12 protein-coding genes and 2 pseudogenes are annotated in these 16,147 nt (G+C 72.6%); 7 read left to right on the forward strand and 7 right to left on the reverse strand.

Going from position 1 to position 16,147, the window contains the following annotated elements:
- Nucleotides 1-93 precede the first annotated feature (93 nt).
- Entirely contained in the window at nucleotides 94-1,458 is a 1,365-nt protein-coding gene (locus tag ABZ937_RS27545; RefSeq protein ID WP_361696013.1) for an FAD-dependent oxidoreductase, read from the reverse strand.
- Between the two features lie 183 nt (nucleotides 1,459-1,641).
- Here ABZ937_RS27545 and ABZ937_RS27550 point away from each other — a divergent pair, with 183 nt between their 5' ends.
- A complete protein-coding gene (locus ABZ937_RS27550) occupies nucleotides 1,642-2,715 on the forward strand; it encodes an NAD-dependent epimerase/dehydratase family protein (RefSeq protein WP_361696014.1) in 1,074 nt (357 codons plus the stop codon).
- Between the two features lie 5 nt (nucleotides 2,716-2,720).
- Here ABZ937_RS27550 and ABZ937_RS27555 read toward each other — a convergent pair.
- Nucleotides 2,721-3,080, reverse strand: a pseudogene (locus tag ABZ937_RS27555) (C40 family peptidase); the annotation flags it as partial.
- A 1,661-nt stretch (nucleotides 3,081-4,741) separates the two neighbouring features.
- Between ABZ937_RS27555 and ABZ937_RS27560 the strand changes: the two are divergent.
- Nucleotides 4,742-6,739 (forward strand): DUF1996 domain-containing protein, encoded by a 1,998-nt coding sequence (locus tag ABZ937_RS27560; protein WP_361696043.1) that lies wholly within the window; start codon nucleotides 4,742-4,744, stop codon nucleotides 6,737-6,739.
- 139 nt (nucleotides 6,740-6,878) lie between these two features.
- Nucleotides 6,879-7,511, forward strand: coding sequence for a GNAT family N-acetyltransferase (locus ABZ937_RS27565; protein WP_361696015.1), 633 nt, complete (start codon nucleotides 6,879-6,881; stop codon nucleotides 7,509-7,511).
- Between the two features lie 19 nt (nucleotides 7,512-7,530).
- On the opposite strand, the gene ABZ937_RS27570 is transcribed toward ABZ937_RS27565, so the two are convergent.
- Both ABZ937_RS27570 and ABZ937_RS27575 read right to left on the reverse strand, forming a co-directional pair.
- Nucleotides 7,531-8,244: a lipoprotein gene (locus ABZ937_RS27570; RefSeq protein ID WP_361696016.1), complete on the reverse strand. Its 714-nt coding sequence runs from the start codon at nucleotides 8,242-8,244 to the stop codon at nucleotides 7,531-7,533.
- 85 nt (nucleotides 8,245-8,329) lie between these two features.
- Nucleotides 8,330-8,971, reverse strand: a complete 642-nt coding sequence (locus ABZ937_RS27575; protein WP_361696017.1) for a class I SAM-dependent methyltransferase — start codon at nucleotides 8,969-8,971, stop codon at nucleotides 8,330-8,332.
- Nucleotides 8,972-9,067: 96 nt separating this feature from the next.
- On the opposite strand from ABZ937_RS27575, the gene ABZ937_RS27580 reads away from it, so the two are divergent.
- On the forward strand, nucleotides 9,068-9,526 hold the full coding sequence (locus tag ABZ937_RS27580) for an NAD(P)H-dependent oxidoreductase (RefSeq protein ID WP_361696018.1): 459 nt from the start codon (nucleotides 9,068-9,070) through the stop codon (nucleotides 9,524-9,526).
- Between the two features lie 70 nt (nucleotides 9,527-9,596).
- Here ABZ937_RS27580 and ABZ937_RS27585 read toward each other — a convergent pair whose 3' ends face one another.
- Nucleotides 9,597-10,151, reverse strand: coding sequence for a GNAT family N-acetyltransferase (locus ABZ937_RS27585; RefSeq protein ID WP_361696019.1), 555 nt, complete (start codon nucleotides 10,149-10,151; stop codon nucleotides 9,597-9,599).
- 125 nt (nucleotides 10,152-10,276) lie between these two features.
- On the reverse strand, nucleotides 10,277-10,885 hold the full coding sequence (locus ABZ937_RS27590) for a GNAT family protein (protein WP_361696020.1): 609 nt from the start codon (nucleotides 10,883-10,885) through the stop codon (nucleotides 10,277-10,279).
- Nucleotides 10,886-12,067: 1,182 nt separating this feature from the next.
- Between ABZ937_RS27590 and ABZ937_RS27595 the strand changes: the two genes are divergently transcribed.
- The 3 genes and pseudogenes from ABZ937_RS27595 to ABZ937_RS27605 all read left to right on the forward strand — a co-directional run.
- A complete protein-coding gene (locus ABZ937_RS27595) occupies nucleotides 12,068-12,943 on the forward strand; it encodes a helix-turn-helix transcriptional regulator (protein WP_361696021.1) in 876 nt (291 codons plus the stop codon).
- Between the two features lie 71 nt (nucleotides 12,944-13,014).
- Nucleotides 13,015-13,830, forward strand: coding sequence for an SAM-dependent methyltransferase (locus ABZ937_RS27600; RefSeq protein WP_361696022.1), 816 nt, complete (start codon nucleotides 13,015-13,017; stop codon nucleotides 13,828-13,830).
- Between the two features lie 98 nt (nucleotides 13,831-13,928).
- Nucleotides 13,929-14,246, forward strand: a pseudogene (locus tag ABZ937_RS27605) (SRPBCC domain-containing protein); the annotation flags it as partial.
- Nucleotides 14,247-15,010: 764 nt separating this feature from the next.
- Here the strand turns inward: ABZ937_RS27605 and ABZ937_RS27610 are convergent.
- A complete protein-coding gene (locus tag ABZ937_RS27610; RefSeq protein ID WP_361696023.1) occupies nucleotides 15,011-16,129 on the reverse strand; it encodes a glycerophosphodiester phosphodiesterase family protein in 1,119 nt (372 codons plus the stop codon).
- Between the last annotated feature and the right edge of the window lie 18 nt (nucleotides 16,130-16,147).

Consider the following 16,147-nt stretch of genomic DNA (forward strand, 5'->3'; position numbering starts at 1 on the left):
GCCCGTGTGGTTCCCCCTGGGGGGGGGGGCTTGCCGGGGGGGGGGGGCCGGCGCACCGCGCCGGCCCCCCGGGGCCCGAGGAGAGCCGGGACCTTACGCCCCGCTCTCCCGCAGCATGTCCTCACGCTCGACGATCTTCACGCGCTCGCGGCCCTGCGGCTCGCCCAGGGCACGCTCGGCGGCGTCCAGCCGGTACCAGCCCTCCCAGGTGGTGAAGCGGACGTTCCGCTCGGCGAGGAAGGCGTCCACGGCCTCCGGCTCGGGCGCGGAGGGGGTGTGCAGCCGACCCTGGGCGTAGTCGTCCAGGAGGTTGGCCACGGTCTCGTTGGCGTCGCCCTTGGTGTGGCCGATGAGGCCGACGGGGCCGCGCCGGATCCAGCCGGTGACGTAGGTGGACTGCAGATGAGTGCCGCCCTCCTCGATCACCCGGCCGCCCTCGTCCGGGACGGTTCCGGAGTCGATGTCCCAGGGCAGCTTGGGCAGCTTCTCGGAGAGGTAGCCGACCGCGCGGTAGACGGCGGTGACGTCCCAGTCCTTGAACTCGCCGGTGCCCTTGACGTTGCCGGTGCCGTCCAGGGCGGTGCGCTCGGTGCGCAGGCCGACGACCTTGCCGTCCTCGCCGAGGATCTCGGCCGGCGACTCGAAGAAGTGCAGGAAGAGCTTGTGCGGGCGGTTGCCGACGTCGCGGATCGCCCAGTTCTCCAGCGTCTTGGCGACCATGTCGGCCTGCTTGTTGCCGCGCCGGGTCTCGATCGAGCCCTCGTCGTAGTCGATGTCCTCGGGGTCGACGATGACCTCGATGTTCGGGGAGTGGTCCAGCTCGCGCAGTTCCATCGGGCTGAACTTCGCCTGCGCCGGGCCACGGCGGCCGAAGACGTGGATCTCCACGGCCTTGTTGGCCTTCAGGCCGTCGTAGACGTTCGGCGGGATCTCGGTCGGCAGCAGCTCGTCGGCGGTCTTGGCCAGGACGCGGGCCACGTCCAGGGCCACGTTGCCGACACCGAGCACGGCGACCTTCTCGGCCTCCAGCGGCCAGGTGCGCGGCACGTCCGGGTGGCCGTCGTACCAGGAGACGAAGTCGGCGGCGCCGTAGGAGCCGTCCAGGTCGATGCCGGGTATGGGCAGCTCGCGGTCGGCCGTCGCGCCGGTGGAGAAGATCACCGCGTCGTAGAAGGCACGCAGGTCGTCCAGGCCGAGGTCGGTCGGGTAGTCGACGTTGCCGAACAGACGGATCTGCGGCTTGTCGAGCACCTGGTGCAGGGCGGTGATGATGCCCTTGATGCGCGGGTGGTCGGGCGCGACGCCGTACCGGATCAGGCCGAACGGGGCGGGCATCCGCTCGAAGAGGTCGATGGACACACCGGGGTCGGTGGCCACCTCGGACTTGAGCAGGGCGTCGGCGGCGTAGATCCCGGCGGGGCCGGCTCCGACGATGGCTACCCGCAGGGGGCGCGGCATGATCAGGTTCCCTTCGAACGGGCAATGGGCGACTTGATCAGGAAGCCTAAACTAAGGCAGCCCTAAGTTGGTACGCGGGTCTGGTCTATGACCTCATAAGCTGATCTTATGGGTTGTCGAGGGGTTGCTTATGTGAGGCCCTCGGTGGGTTGGGCGCGGGCCGGCGGCGAGGGGTGAGCGGGCGTGGGCGGACACACGGGGACGATCGTCCCGGGGGCGACCGTCGCGGTGACGGGCGGCAGCGGCTTCGTCGGCAGCCACGTGGTACGACGGCTCCTGGAGCGGGGCTACCGGGTCCGGGCCACGGTGCGGAGCCGGGTGGACGCGGCCAAGGTGCGCCCGCTGTGGGACCTGCAGGAGGCGTTCCCCGGCCGACTGGAGCTGTTCGAGGCGGACCTGCTGGCCGACGGCTCCTTCGACGAGGCGTTCCGCGGCTGCCCGGCCGTCTTCCACGTGGCCTCACCGTTCCTCATGCCCGAGCGCATCCGGGACGGCCGACGGGATGTCGTGGAACCGGCACTGCTCGGCACCCGCAACGTCCTGGCGAGCATCGACCGGACCCCCGAGGTGGGCATATTGATCTTCACCTCCACCGTGGGCGCGATCTTCGGGGACTACGCCGACGTCCTGGAGATGGACGGCCGCGTGCTGTCCGAGCGGTACGTCAACACCACCAGCACGGTGGAGAGCAACCCCTACCACTACGCCAAGACCCTCGCGGAACGCGCCGCCTGGGACGCCGAGGCCGCGCAGGACCGCTGGCGCATGGTCTCGATCAACCCCGGCCTGGTCCTGGGCCCCTCGTTCACCCCCGCCTCCGACTCCGGCAGCCTCTTCCTGCTGGACGAGCTGTTCCGGGGCTGCTTCTGCTACGGCGCCCCGGACTTCAGCTTCACCACCGCCGACGTCCGCGAGGTGGCCGACGCGCACATCGCCGCGGCCGAGAACCCCGAGGCGAAGGGGCGTTACATCGTGGCGGCCGAGACCATGGCCTCGTTCCACGAGATGTCCCGCATCATCCGCTCCCGCCACCCCTGGGACCCGCGGCTGCCCCGCACCGGGCTCCCGCACTGGCCGGTCCGCGTCCTGGGCCCCGCCTTCGGCCTCACCCAGGACTACATCCGCCGACACCTCGGCATCCGCTTCCGCGTCGACAACAGCCGCAGCGTCCGCGAACTCGGCCTCGCCTACCGTCCGTTGGCCGAGACCCTGCTCGACCACTACGACAGCCGACGCGCCCCCCGGCGCCGCGGCTGACCCGGTCAGGCCGGCCGGATGATCCGGTGGATCGCCGCCTCCCCGGCGCCGTAGATCGACTCCTCGCGGATCGTCGACCCGGGCCCCGGAGCGTGCACCATCATGCCGCCGCCGACGTGCAGGCCCACATGCCGGTCGTCGTCGAAGAAGAGGACGAGATCACCGGGTTCGAGCCCGGCCGGCATGACCGGAGTGCCGGCCAGCGCCTGCTCGTGCGCGGCGCGCGGCAGCGTGACCCCGGCGGCCCTCCACGCGGCCTGGGTGAGGCTGGAGCAGTCGTACGATCCCGGCCCCATCGCACCCCACACGCACGGCTTCCCGATCTGCGCCCGAGCGAACGCGATCGCCTTGGCCGCGCGCAGGGCACGAGGGGACACCGGTGCCGGGGGGCTGGTGGGGGTCAGGGTGGCGTCGGGGGAGGTCATCGGGGCCGGGGACGCGGCGATGTCAGGGATGGCCAGGTGCGGGAGGGAGCCTGTGTCTGTGACGGCGGCAGGGGCGGGCGCTGTATAGAGGGAGGCGCCTGTGTCGGTCGCGGGTGTGGTGGTGGGGGTGTACGGGAGGCTGCCTGTGTCGGTCGCGGGTGCGGTGGCTGCGGTGTACGGGAGGCTGCCTGTGTCGGTCGCGGGTGCGGTGGTTGCCGCGTAAGGGAAGCTGCCTGTGTCCGTCGCGGGTGCGGTGGCTGCTGCCGTGTACGCGATGGCGCCGGTGTCGGTCACCGAGGTCGCGGTGGCGGGCAGGAAGCCGCTCGTCGGTGCCGGCGTCGGCGTCGGCTGAACCGTCGTGGTCGGCAGGGCGGGTTGGGCGGTGTAGCGGGTGAGCAGGTCCCCGGCGGCGGCGAGCTTGCGGCGGTTGGCCGCCTTGGCGACGGCGGGGGAGAGGCGGCCGGACGCGGCGGTACCGGGCAGCGTCCGGGGTTCCTGGGCCGGGCTTCCCTGCGCGAGGGACGGGGCGGGGGCCGGAAGGAGGGCAGTGTCCGCGGGGCCGCCGCCCGGCGCTCCCCGTTCCCCGAGGCCCAGCGGGTCCGCCGTGCCGACGGGTGCCGACGGTTCCGGCGCGGCCCCGACGACCGGTTCCGCCGTAGGCGCGCCGGCCAACTCCAGTACACCGCCCCCGGGTTGAGGAAGCGCCAGCCACGTCGCGCGCTCGCCCTCCGGCGCCGCCGCCGGCAACGCGCCCGCGGCGCGGCCCGCCGGCAACTCGGCCGCGGCGCCCCCGGCCGGCAGCGCGGCCACCGCGCCCCCGGCGGGCAGTTCCCTCGCACGGCCGGTGCCCTGCTCCAGGGCCTGGGGTGCCCGTCCGGAGGGCCCCGGTCCGAGAGCCGCCCGCTCACCGTCCGCACGGGCGCCGCCCCCGCTCCAGTCCTGGGAGCGCACCGGGGCGGCCGGCCGCTCGGGCAGTCGGTCGGCGGGCAGCGCGGCGGGTACGGTCGGGCCGAGCTTGTTGCGCGCCACGTCGAACCACTGCTGCGCGATCTCGTCGAGTGCCGGATCCGAACGCCGGCTCGCCCGCTTGGCCAACGGGACGCCCCGTGAGCGCGTCCGGGCGGCCATGGCCCGGGTCGCGTTGAAGTTACCGGTGGCGTTCTCGGCCTGGTCGTACAGGGAGTCGATCCGCTGTCGAACCTCGTCGCGGCTCTCCGGCGCCATGGAAGACATGCTCCTTCCTTGCCCCTCAGGGCAGTTGAGCGGCTCGCCGGGGCAGAGCCGGGCGGCGGCCTCGCGTCAACCTAGCCAACGTGTGTACCTCGTGTGAAGGTTGAGGCGTGAAATGTCCGATACATATTCGTGATGTTCGCTGTGATGTTCGACGGGGAAGGTGTGGGGGCCATAGTTTCCTGTGAGATCCCGGTGAATTCGCGATTCTGTTGAACACGGCGGCTCCGCCCTCCGTATGAAGCCGGGGAACTCCATGCCCACCGGCGGTGACCCCCGCCGGCGATCACACACAGGGGACGACCTTGGTACGCAACAGGCGCAGACGCCCGACCGGCGCACGACGCGCGACCCTCGCCGCGGTCGCCCTGATGCTGGGCGGGACCGGACTCGTCGCGGCGAACGTCTATGCCTCGGCCTCCGAGGGCTGGGGCGACGGATCCGGCACCGACTCCACCGGGCACGTCCTGTCCACGGGCATGGCGACCATCGACTGCCCCGACGTCGGCAGCCGGCTGACGACCGTGCCGGACGCGGCTCGTCCGGACGTCGACCGTGAACTCGCCGTGCTCGACCAGCAGACCGCGACGGCGTACCGGCAGTTGCAGCAGACGGGGCAGGCGGGGCAGAGCGGCGGCGGGGACTCCGGCTCCGCCGACGACACGGTCATGAACCCGCTGAAGGAGAAGCGGTCGGAGTCCCTCGGGCGGATCGCCGACGCCATCGACCGGGCGGGGGAGCGCCCGCAGGACCTGGACTCCCTGGCCGCCTGCACCTTGCGCCCCGGCGACACCGGCCAGACCACCGGCACCCCTGGCGACGGCGGTCAGGGGGAGAACGGCGCGGGCCAGGGGCAGAACGGTACGGGCCAGGGCGGTGCGGGTCAGGGCGGAAACGGCCCCGTCGTCTCGGACTACGCGGACATCACCGCCGTACAGCCCGACGCCCCGGCCCCGCCCGCGCAGGGCGACGCCTCACGCGGAACCTTCACCTCCGACTGCGGGGTCAACGCGGGCGGCCTGTTCAACTCCGACAACGTCATCGTCGCCCCCGGCGTCTCCAACGGCGCCCACCACTTCCACGACTACGTCGGCAACCAGGCCAACAACGCCTTCGCGAGCGACGAGGACCTGGCGGAAGCCGGCACGAGCTGTGCGGACCAGGGCGACAAGTCCTCGTACTACTGGCCGGTGCTGCGCCTGCAGAACGGCACACAGGAGCGGGACGCCGGAGCCCCGGGCGGCGGTACGGAGGGCAACGCGGGCCAGATCGTGACGCCCGAGCAGGTGACGCTGACCTTCGTCGGCAACCCGCGCGGCAAGGTCACCGCCATGCCGCGGCTGCTGCGCATCATCACCGGCGACGCCAAGGCCTTCGTCAACGGCCCCGGCAACGCCAACGCGTCCTGGAGCTGCACCGGTTACGAGGACCGGCAGCTGAAGGACAAGTACCCGCTGTGCCCGCCGGGCAGCGACGTCGTGCGCACCTTCCGCTTCCAGAGCTGCTGGGACGGCCGCAACATCGACAGCGCCAACCACCGCACCCACGTGGCCTTCATGGCCGAGGACGGCTCCTGCCCGGCCGGCTTCCAGCCCATTCCGCAGCTGGTGCAGCGCATCGTCTACGACGTCCCCGCACCGAGCGTTGCGGACGGCGGGCGTACCGTCCCGCTGTTCGCGGTGGACTCCTTCCCCGAGCAACTGCACAAGCCCGTCACCGACCACGGCGACTTCATCAACGTCTTCGACGAGGGTCTGATGCGGGAGATGGTCGACTGCATCAACTCCGGCCGCACCTGCGGCGCCTCCGACGACGACTCGGGTACGACGGCTGCGCCCACGGAGAGTCCGGGCTCCGGCGCCACGGCCGCACCCGGCGACGGCGCCACCGAGAGGCCTGACGACGGCGCCACCGAGGAGCCCGATCACGGCGCCACCGAGGAGCCCGATGACGGCGCCACCGAGGAGCCCGGCGGGAGCGTCACCTCCGCGCCCGAGCCGTCGGCCTCCCGCCCCGGCGAGGCGCCGCGGAACGACGTGACGACCGAACCGGCCCACACCACCAAGCACGACCAGGGCGACACGAGGGTCAAGGGCGACAAGGGCGAGAAGGGCGAGAAGAGCGACAAGGCTGCGCCGGCCGAGGCGACACCGGTCTCGTCCGCGCCCGCCACCCCGCCCGCCTCCTCCGCGTCGGGCCAGGCCGCCGCTGTCGGACATGTCCCGCCGGTCACCTCTCGGACCGAACCCCAGGCGACCGAGGGCGGTCTGGCGGAGACCGGGGCCCATCTGTGGCCCGCGGCCATCGGTATGCTGCTCGCCCTGTCGGGCCTGTTCATGCTGCTCCGGGCCAGGCGTCTGCGCTACTGACCGTCAGACAGGCGGCCAAGCACCACCGGACACCGCCGGTTCGCCTACGGCGGCCACCCTTCCTCGGCGTGGCCGCCGTACCGCGTTCCCGGGTCCGCCCCCTTGTGGGAGCGCTCCCAAAGGCCGCAGGATGATCGGCATGTCGTCCCTCGGTCCAGAACCCGCCATCCGGCCCTACCGCCCCGCCGACCGCGACGCCGTCGCCGACGTCTGCGTCCGTACCGCGCACGAGGGAGGGGACTCCCGGGCGATCTACCCCGACCGGCGCCTCATGCCGTCGATCTTCGCCGAGCCGTACTGCCACTTCGACCCGGACCTCGCCTTCGTGCTGGACGACGGCACCGGCCGGGCCGTGGGCTACATCGTCGGCACCGCGGACACCGAGCGCTTCGTCGAGGAATTCCGGCGGACCTGGATCCCCCGGCTGGCAGGCCGCTATTCGATGCCCGCCGCGCCGGCCCGTACACCCACCGAGGAGATGATCGGCCTCCTCCACCACCCGGAGCGGATGCTGGTACCCGAACTCGCCGCCTACCCCGCCCACCTGCACATCGACCTGCTGCCGGCCTGGCAGGGGCGGGGGTACGGCCGCGGCCTGCTGCGCACCTTCCTGGACGCCCTGCACGAACAGGGCGTCCGGGCAGTCCACCTCGGCATGGTCACCGCCAACACGGCCGCCCGCGCGTTCTACGACCGGGTCGGCTTCCACGAGATCCCGGTGGCGGAGGCCGGTCCGCTCACCTACCTGGGCCGGGCCACGGCCCTGGACTGAGCGGGGCGCGCGGCGGCGCTCAGGAGAGCATGAGGGTCTGCTTCGCGAGGTCGTACGCGGGCCGCATCTCCTCGTGCTCCTCGGTGTCCATGCCACCGAGGTGCAGGACGACCGAGCCCGCGGGGGTGCTGACGGCGAAGGCGCTCTCCTTCTTCGTCTCCTCCAGGAGCTTGCTCGTGTAGAGGTACTCCACCTCCACGGCGTCGAGGCCGCCCCCGGTCTTGAAGGAGTGGTACTTCTCCTTGCTGACGTTGTCCTCGGCGGCGACGAAGTCGCGCAGCACGCTGCCCGCGTCGGCGTTGCCGGGCTTGCCGGTCCACACGCGCAGGAAGCCGATGTTGCCGGCCGGCTTGGCGTCGATCTCGCAGGCCGCGGTGACCGGTCCCTGCCGGAGGAAGGCGTCGGCGAGCGCGCCGCTCAGGTCGCCGTCCTCGCCCTTCGAGGCCTTGGACAGCTCCTTCTCGGCGTCGATCGACTTGGCCTTCCAGTGCTCGGCGATGCCGAACTTGACGGGCAGTTCACAGGCCGAGCCGACCGGTCCGACCGTTCCGCCGACGGCCGCCGCCGTACCCTTCGCCTTCGCGTCGCCCGCCGCGGCGCCCTTGGCGCTCGCCGACGGGCTCGCGGACTTCTTCCCGTCGTCGTCAGCCGACTCCGCGCACCCGCCGAGCATCGCGGCAAGCGCCGCCGCGACGACCACGCTGCCGCCGACAGTCCCCACCCTGACCTGCACTGTTGTCTCCCCTTCGGTTCAGAGCCGCCACTGTAGCCGAGGGCACCGACAACGCCGCACACCCTGCGGCGCACCCGCCTGAGGGTCAGTCCGCCCCGCGTCGGGCGAGCAGGAACAGCTGGGGCTCGGGGCCGGCCTCGGGATGGGCCGGGGTGAACAGGGTCTCCTCCTCGGCCAGCACCGTCAGGCCCGCCGCGGTCACCAGCCCGGTGAACGCCTCGGCGGTGAAGCTGGTCACCCGTATCGGCTGCCCCATGAACGTCCCCTCGGCCTCCTCCACATCCAGCGGCACGGTGGCCAGCGCGATCAGGCCGCCGGGCCGTACCGCCCGGGCCAGCTTCGCCACCACCGCCTGCTGCTCGGCGCGGGACATCTGAAGCAGGGAGAAGTACGCGCACACCGCGTCGAACGAAGCCTCCGCCAACGGAGTCTCACGGATGTCGGCGAGCCGGAACTCGGCCCCGGGCACCTGCCGGGCCGCCAGCTCGACCATGACCGGGGAGACGTCGATGCCCAGCACCCGGTGCCCGGCATCGGTCAGGGTCTGCGCCGTCGGCCGTCCCGTGCCACTGCCCACGTCCAGCACCCGGCTGCCGGGCGCCAGCAGCTCCAGCAGCCGGCCCAACGACGCCCGGTGCGGTCCGGAGCCGGCGAACGCCCGCTCGTAGTCCAGCCCCAGCGTGTCGAACACCACGGCGGCCGGTGCCCGGCGGTCCTCTTCGGCCACGACGACTCCTCCTGTCCTCCCGAGCGGCACGTCCCGGCCCCGGTGCGTCCGGCGCCCGTTTGCCAGGGCCGGCGGACGCACGGCAGGGTGCCGGATGTGCCTACCCTGCTGATCATCCATCACACACCCTCGCCGAACTGCCAGGCGCTGTTCGAAGCCGTCGTGTCGGGTGCCACGACACCGGAGATCGAGGGCGTCCGCGTGGTACGCCGGGCGGCCCTGTCGGCCACCGCCTCCGACGTGCTCGAAGCCGACGGCTACCTGCTCGGCACGCCCGCCAACCTCGGTTACATGTCCGGCGCCCTCAAGCACTTCTTCGACCAGGTCTACTACCCCTGCCTGGACGAGACCCGGGGCCGCCCCTTCGGCTACTACGTCCACGGCGGCAACGACGTCACCGGTGCCGTCCGCGCCATCGAGACCATCACCACCGGCCTCGGCTGGCGCCGCGCGGCCGAGCCGGTGACCGTCACCGGCGAGCCCGGCAAGACCGACACTCAGGCGTGCTGGGAGCTGGGAGCCACGGTCGCGGCGGGCCTGATGACCGACACCTGAGCCGCGCACCCGGTGAAATGATCTTCGTACGCTTCTCACCGCCGGTCACCGACCGGGACCCCGGTGCGGCTCAGCGCACCCGTTCGGCCGCCGCGCGGGTGAGACGGCGGCGGGGTGCGGAGGCGTCCCGGGGCCGGCTCGTGGCCTTCGCGGGCGCGTCGGCGAGCGGGTGGACGAAGAGGCTCACGGTGGCCTCCTCCGTGAAGCCGTTGCGGCGCATCAGCTCGGCGGAGGCCGTGTTGCGGCGCTCCACGTCCGTGACCACGCACACCGCGCCGGCCGCGGCCAGCCGCGCACAGCACTCCTTGACCAGCCGGGAGGCGACCCCGCGCCCCTGGTAGTCGGGATCGACGGCGATCCACTCCAGATACCCCCAGTCGGCGCGCTGCTCGAAGGAGAGGGAGCCGAGCACGAACCCGGCGACCCGGTCGCCGTCGAGCAGCACCAGGCAGGCCGGGGCCGGCGCGTCCAGATGCCCGGCGACAGCCGACAGCGACCAGCCGGTGTAGGGCATCGCGTCGGTGTCGTACACCCGGTGGCCGAGGTCGAGCACGGCGGCCAAGTGCTCGAAGCCGAGCGGCCGGAGGGTCAGCTCGGCGGCGGGACGGGTGGGCGTGTCGGCCATGGGCACTCCCTTCGAGGCGGCATTTCGCAGCATATGTCCGCTCTGGCGGTCGGGCACGGCCGACGCGGCCCGGCTCGCGGACCCGCCCGGCCGTCAGGCCCGCCCGGGCGTCGTTCGGTGTGCGGTCAGTGGCAGCGGCGGGCCGCCGTGCTGTCGTGCCGGTGCCAGACGGCGTCGATCACACGGCCGTCGGGCAGGGCGTGCCGCGCCGGGCCCTGGTCGGGGCCGAAGCCGGCGCGGGCCAGGGAGCGTCGGCTCGCGGTGTTCCCGGGCTCGGCCCCCGCCCGGACCGTGGTCAGCGCGAGATGGGTGTGGCCCAGTTCCAGACCCGCGCGGAACAGCTCCGCGCCCAGGCCCTGACCGCGGCAGCCCGGCGCCAGCCAGCCGCCCATCTCGCCGCTCCGATGCTGTAGTTCGAGGGCACCGGCGTAGCTGCGATCGGACCTGTGTACGCACACCAGAAGGAGCGGGTCGTCCGGGGCGGGCACGTACGGCACGGCCAGCTCGCGGGGGATCCGGCGGCCGTCGTCGCCGGCGGGCCGCCAGGTCAGCAGGGCCCGGCGGGTGTCGGGGTCGGGGACCACCTCGTCCGCCTTGGTGCCGAGCCACCGCTGTGCCTCGGCGTCCGCACCCGCGGCGAGTGCCACCAGTACGTCCATCAGGGTCCGCGGGGTGAACAGCAGCAGCCGTTCGGTGGCCAGTACGTGCCGGCCGGGCGCGCACCGCCCCGGCACGGGGAGTCCTCGCCCGGTCCGGTTGCGACGGATCAGCGGCCAGACCATGGAACCCCCGGCGGAACGGCGTGCGCGGCGGACGCGGGATCCGTACCGGAGTACCGGAGTGCCGGAGCCGGGCCGCCGACGGGCGCGGACGTGTTCCGCACCGGCGGTGAATCTAGCGGGTCCGGGGCCCGGTGCCGTAGTGCTGCGGCTGGTCGCCGGCCGGGGCTCGGCTCAGCCGGCCTGCTCGTGCGAGCCGGGCTTGGGGCGGGTGCGGGTCCAGGACGGGTCGGCCGCGGGGACGGGAATGGGAGCGGAGGTGAGGGTCGTGTGGTGCATGGGCTGTCCTTCGGACGAGTGGGGGATGGTCCGGGGTGACGGGTCGTGGGGCAAGAGCCGGCCGACGCCGGCCGGGCGGCGGTGACCGCGTGACGTGCCGTGGCGGATCGGCGCGTCGGCCGGGCGAGCGGCCGGGCCCGTGCCGATGGCCTTCAGCGGACGAAGACGCTCGGCGGACCGGCTGTGCCGCGGCGGGCCGTGCCCAGGACCGCGGGCCGAGTCGGCAAACCGCGGTCCGGGAAGGCGGCGGAACGAAGGCGGTCGGCCGAGCCGGGGAGTACGGCCCCGGAGGCGAGCCGGTCGGGGCCGTCGGGCCCAGGGAGTCGACCAGGGCGCTCGCCTCCGGGTGGTCCGGGGACACCGGACGGGGCCGGCAGCCGGTGCGGAGGCTGCCCGCCGTCCGGTGTCCGGCCGGGATGTGCCACGGCGTCCGCCGCCGGGAACAACTCCCTGCGCTTCACAGCGGGTTGCTCCGGGCTGTGGCCGTCGGCCGGTGCGGGGGCGGCCGACGGTGGTGCGGTCGGGGGAGGGAGGGGCGTGCCATCGCCGTGCGCCTTTCGTCCGGCCTCGCGGGTGGGGGTGCGGGCGTCGGGCCGGCCGCTCGGGCAGCAGACGTCGCACCGCCTGCACGAGGCCGTGGTGGCGGCCGGTCTCCCCAAGCCGACTGCGCCGCCTGCTCCTTCGGTCGGCCGGAGCAGTGAGTCCACTCTGGCACCTGCCAACCACGCTCCGCAACCGGCAAGTTGAAATTTGCAAGTGGCGAAGTGCATGCTGCATCCGCCAGAACGTGATCGAATGGGTGGGGAAGCCGATCGCGTGCGAGGGTGATCCCGGGAACCTGACACAAGGGGGGTGGGCGTGACCGAGGAGACCGACTGGGGCGGCGCCCCTTCCGTGCTGCGCATGATCCTCGGCAGACAGCTGGAGGAACTGCGCACCCGGGCCGGCCTCAGCTATGCCGAGGCGGGCGCGGCCATCGGCGTCAGCCACTCCACGATCCGCCGCATGGAGGCCGCGAAGGTGGCCCGGCTGCGGCTCGCGGACGCGGAGAAACTCCTCCAGGTCTACGGCGTCACCGACCAGCAGGAGATCGACACCTTCCTGCAGTCCGTCCGCGAGGCCAACAAACGTGGCTGGTGGCACACCTACCGCGACGTCATGCCCGACTGGTTCGCCGCCTACCTGAGCCTGGAGCAGGCGGCCCAGCAGATCCGCGCGTACGAGAACCAGTTCGTGCACAGTCTGCTGCAGACCGAGGACTACGCCCGCGCGCTGCTCCCCGCGGCCCACCCGCACGCCTCCGCCGCGGTCACCGAACGCCGGGTCGCGCTGCGCGTGCGCCGCCAGGAGCTGCTGTCGAGACCGGCACCGCCGCGGCTGTGGGTGGTGATGGACGAGACCGTGCTGCGCCGGCCGGTCGGCGGACCCGAGGTGATGCGCGCCCAGATCGACCACCTCATCGAGGTCAACCGGCTGCCCCAGGTCACCGTGCAGCTCATGCCGTTCGCCAACGGACCGCATCCCGCCCTGTGGGCCGGAACCTTCCACCTCTTCCGGTTCCGGGCCCGCGAACTGCCCGACATCGCCTACCTCAGCGGCCTCGTCGGGGCCGTCTACCTCGACAAGGCCGACGAGGTCGTGGTCTACCGGGAGGCACTGGACCGGCTGAGTGCCCAGGCCGCGTCCGCCCGGAAGACCGAGACCCTGCTCGGCACGCTGCGCAAGGAGTGGTGACCCGCACCCCAGCACCCCGTGACGCAAGCCCCGCCCCCGACGACCCCCGCGACCGAATGGGAGACACGGCGTTGCCCGACAACGGATGGCCGGCCGACCGGATCGACACCGAGAACGCCCACTCCGCCCGCATCTACGACTACATACTCGGCGGCAAGGACTACTACCCCGCCGACAAGGAGGCGGGCGACGCGATGTCCCGGGAGTGGCCCGCGCTCCCGGTCCACATGCGTGCCAACCGCGACTTCATGAACCGCGCCGTGCGCTGGCTCGCCGAGGAGGCGGGCATGCGCCAGTTCCTGGACATCGGCACCGGCATCCCGACCTCGCCGAACCTGCACGAGATCGCCCAGGCCGTGGCTCCCGGGTCCCGGGTCGTCTACGTCGACAACGACCCGATCGTGCTCACCCTCTCCCAGGGCCTGCTGGCCAGCGCCCCCGAGGGCCGGACCGCGTACATCGAGGCCGACTTCCGCGACCCGGCGGCCATCCTGGACGCCCCCGAGCTGCGCGAGACCCTGGACCTGGGCAGGCCCGTCGCCCTCACCGTCATCGCGATCGTGCACTTCATGCTGGACGCGGACGACGCTGTCGGGGTCGTGCGCCGGCTGCTGGAGCCGCTGCCGTCGGGCAGCTATCTGGCGATGTCCATCGGCACCGCCGAGTTCGCGCCCGACGAGGTGGGCCGGGTCGCCCGCGAGTACGCGGCCCGCAACATGCCGATGCGGCTGCGCACCCTCGACGAGGCCCACGCGTTCTTCGAGGGCCTGGACCTGGTCGCACCCGGCATCGTCCAGGTGCACAAGTGGCACCCCGACGGCAGCGGCGAACAGGGCATCCGGGACGAGGACATCGCCATGTACGGCGCGGTCGCCCGCAAGCCCTGACAGACCCGGGGCCGGGGTCCGACCCACCTCCCGGACCCCGGCCCCGCCCCGGCCGTACACCAGACCGGGGCGGGTGCCAGGACGCTACCGTGAGCCCCATGTACACCACCCGCGTCACCCGGCGTGTGCAGGCAACCCCGGGCGCCGGCCACCGGGCCCTGACCGACCCGGAGGCGGTCGCGGCCTGGCGGGTCCCGGCCGGCATGACCGCCCGCGTGAACACGTTCGACGCCCGTGAGGGCGGCTCCTTCCGGATCTCCCTCACCTACGACGACCCGGCCGGCGCCGGCAGGTCCGGCGGACGCACCGACACCTACCGGGGCCACTTCGCCCGGCTCGTACCCGGCGCCCTGGTGGTCGAGGTCGTCGCCTTCGAGACCGACGACGACACCCTGCGCGCCACCATGACCATGACGGCCGCCCGAACCGGAATGACCGGAACAGACGCACAGCTCGTCCGGAATTCGGCACAACCTTTTGCGTGCCTCAAACGCGGGACATCCCTGGAAAAAGAAAGCGGAAAGAAGCGCAACCAGGCTGTGGGAAATGAGGTCTTAAGGTCCGTCGACAGCCGGGATCAGCCCGCTCGCGAAGAATCCGGGGGAATTGAACACATGTCCGTCCGCAGCCGCAAGACCCTCCTCACCGCCGCGGCCCTCGCCGCCGGTCTCAGCCTGGCCGCCGTCACGCCCGCCCTCGCGGGGGCCTCCGCGAGCCACACCACCCGCGCCGCCGCCGTCTCGTCCGCCCAGGGCGACCCGCGCAACGTCACCCAGCACGTGGCCGACTTCTACGGCGCCTACATCGACGCCGTCTGGGCCACCGACGACGCCACCGCCGCGCCCGCCGCCAAGGCCCTGCGCGGCTTCTACCTCTCCGCCGCCGCCCAGAAGAAGGTCGCCGCCTTCGAGAAGAAGGAGCACGCCGACGGCATCCTGTTCGCGCAGAACGTTCCGGTGAAGTGGAAGGTGACCTACACCGGCTCCGGCATGGGCCACGCCACCAGCCGGGTGACGCTCACCTGGGGCGACGGGCCGCACGCGCAGGTCAGCCGCATCGACGTCCAGTCCGACCTCAAGACCCTGAAGATCACCGACCTGAAGCGGGCCGGCTGACCCGGGGGCACCGGACGTGAGTCCCGCCCCGCCCCATTCGAGGCGGGGCTCACGCCCGTCGCACCTCAGCCGCGGCCGTGCGGAGGGTAGGGCCGCGGCAGCGGCATACCGCGGCCGGCCATGATCTGCCGTACGCGGTCGGGATAGTCGGTGATGATCCCGTCGACGCCCATGTCCATCAGGGCCTCCACGGTCGCCGGGTCGTCACACGTCCACGGCACCACCTTCAGCCCGCGGGCGTGCGCCCGCGCGACCATCGCCGCGTCCGCGTAGAACCGGAACCCGGGGTCGCCGACCTTGCCGGACTGCGGGAAGCCGTAGTTGGGGGAGAGGGTGGTGACACCGGGCAGGGTCGCCGCCGCCCGGACGAAGTCGCCGCCGTAGTCGTCCGCGTCGATCCCGCCCAGCCACGGGGACGCGCCGGGCTGACCGACCTGGAGGAAGTCGTAGTTGGTCAGTGCCACCAGCGGCCATGTCGGCGCCAGCCGGTGCATCACCCTCAGCGCGCCCCAGTCGAACGACTGGATGGTGACCTGCCGCTCGATGCCCGAGCGGTGGATCTCCTCGTACACCCGGCGGACGAACACCTCGCGCGGCGCGGTCTGTTCGGGCGCGCCCGCCTCCACCTTGGTCTCGATGTTCAGCTTCACGCCCCAGGCGTGGTAGCTCTTGACCAGGTTCAGGACGTCCTTCAACTCCACCATCCGGAAGCCCTTGACGACCTCCTGCTCGGGGAAGCCGGGCAGTTGCCGGTACCCGCAGTCCAGTGTCTTGATCTGAGCCAGCGACAGATCCTTGATGTACTTGCCGACGTACGGGTACATCGGGTCGCCGGGCGTGACCGGGCCGGTGTCCCTGCACTTGACGCCGCTGATCTGCCGGTCGTGGTTGACGACGACCTTCAGGTCCTTGGTGACATGGGTGTCCAGCTCCAGCGTGGACACCCCGAGCCGCATCGCCTTGCCGAAGCCCTCCAGGGACTCCTCGGTGGTCATACCGAGACCGCCGCGGTGGGCCTGGAGGTCGAAGCGGGCTTTCGCGGGGCCGCCCGGCGCCGCGTGCGCGGCCACCGGGGACAGCAGCGCCGGCACCAGGGTCAGGCCGGCGAGCAGGTGGCGTACGGAGAGGTGTCGTACGGACGGCGCGCCGAGGGCGGCGGCCGGCGTGGACTTCGAGTGACGCACGGTGGCTCCCTGTTGTCG

Source organism: Streptomyces sp. NPDC046727 (assembly GCF_040645635.1).
Taxonomy (GTDB): Bacteria; Actinomycetota; Actinomycetes; order Streptomycetales; family Streptomycetaceae; genus Streptomyces.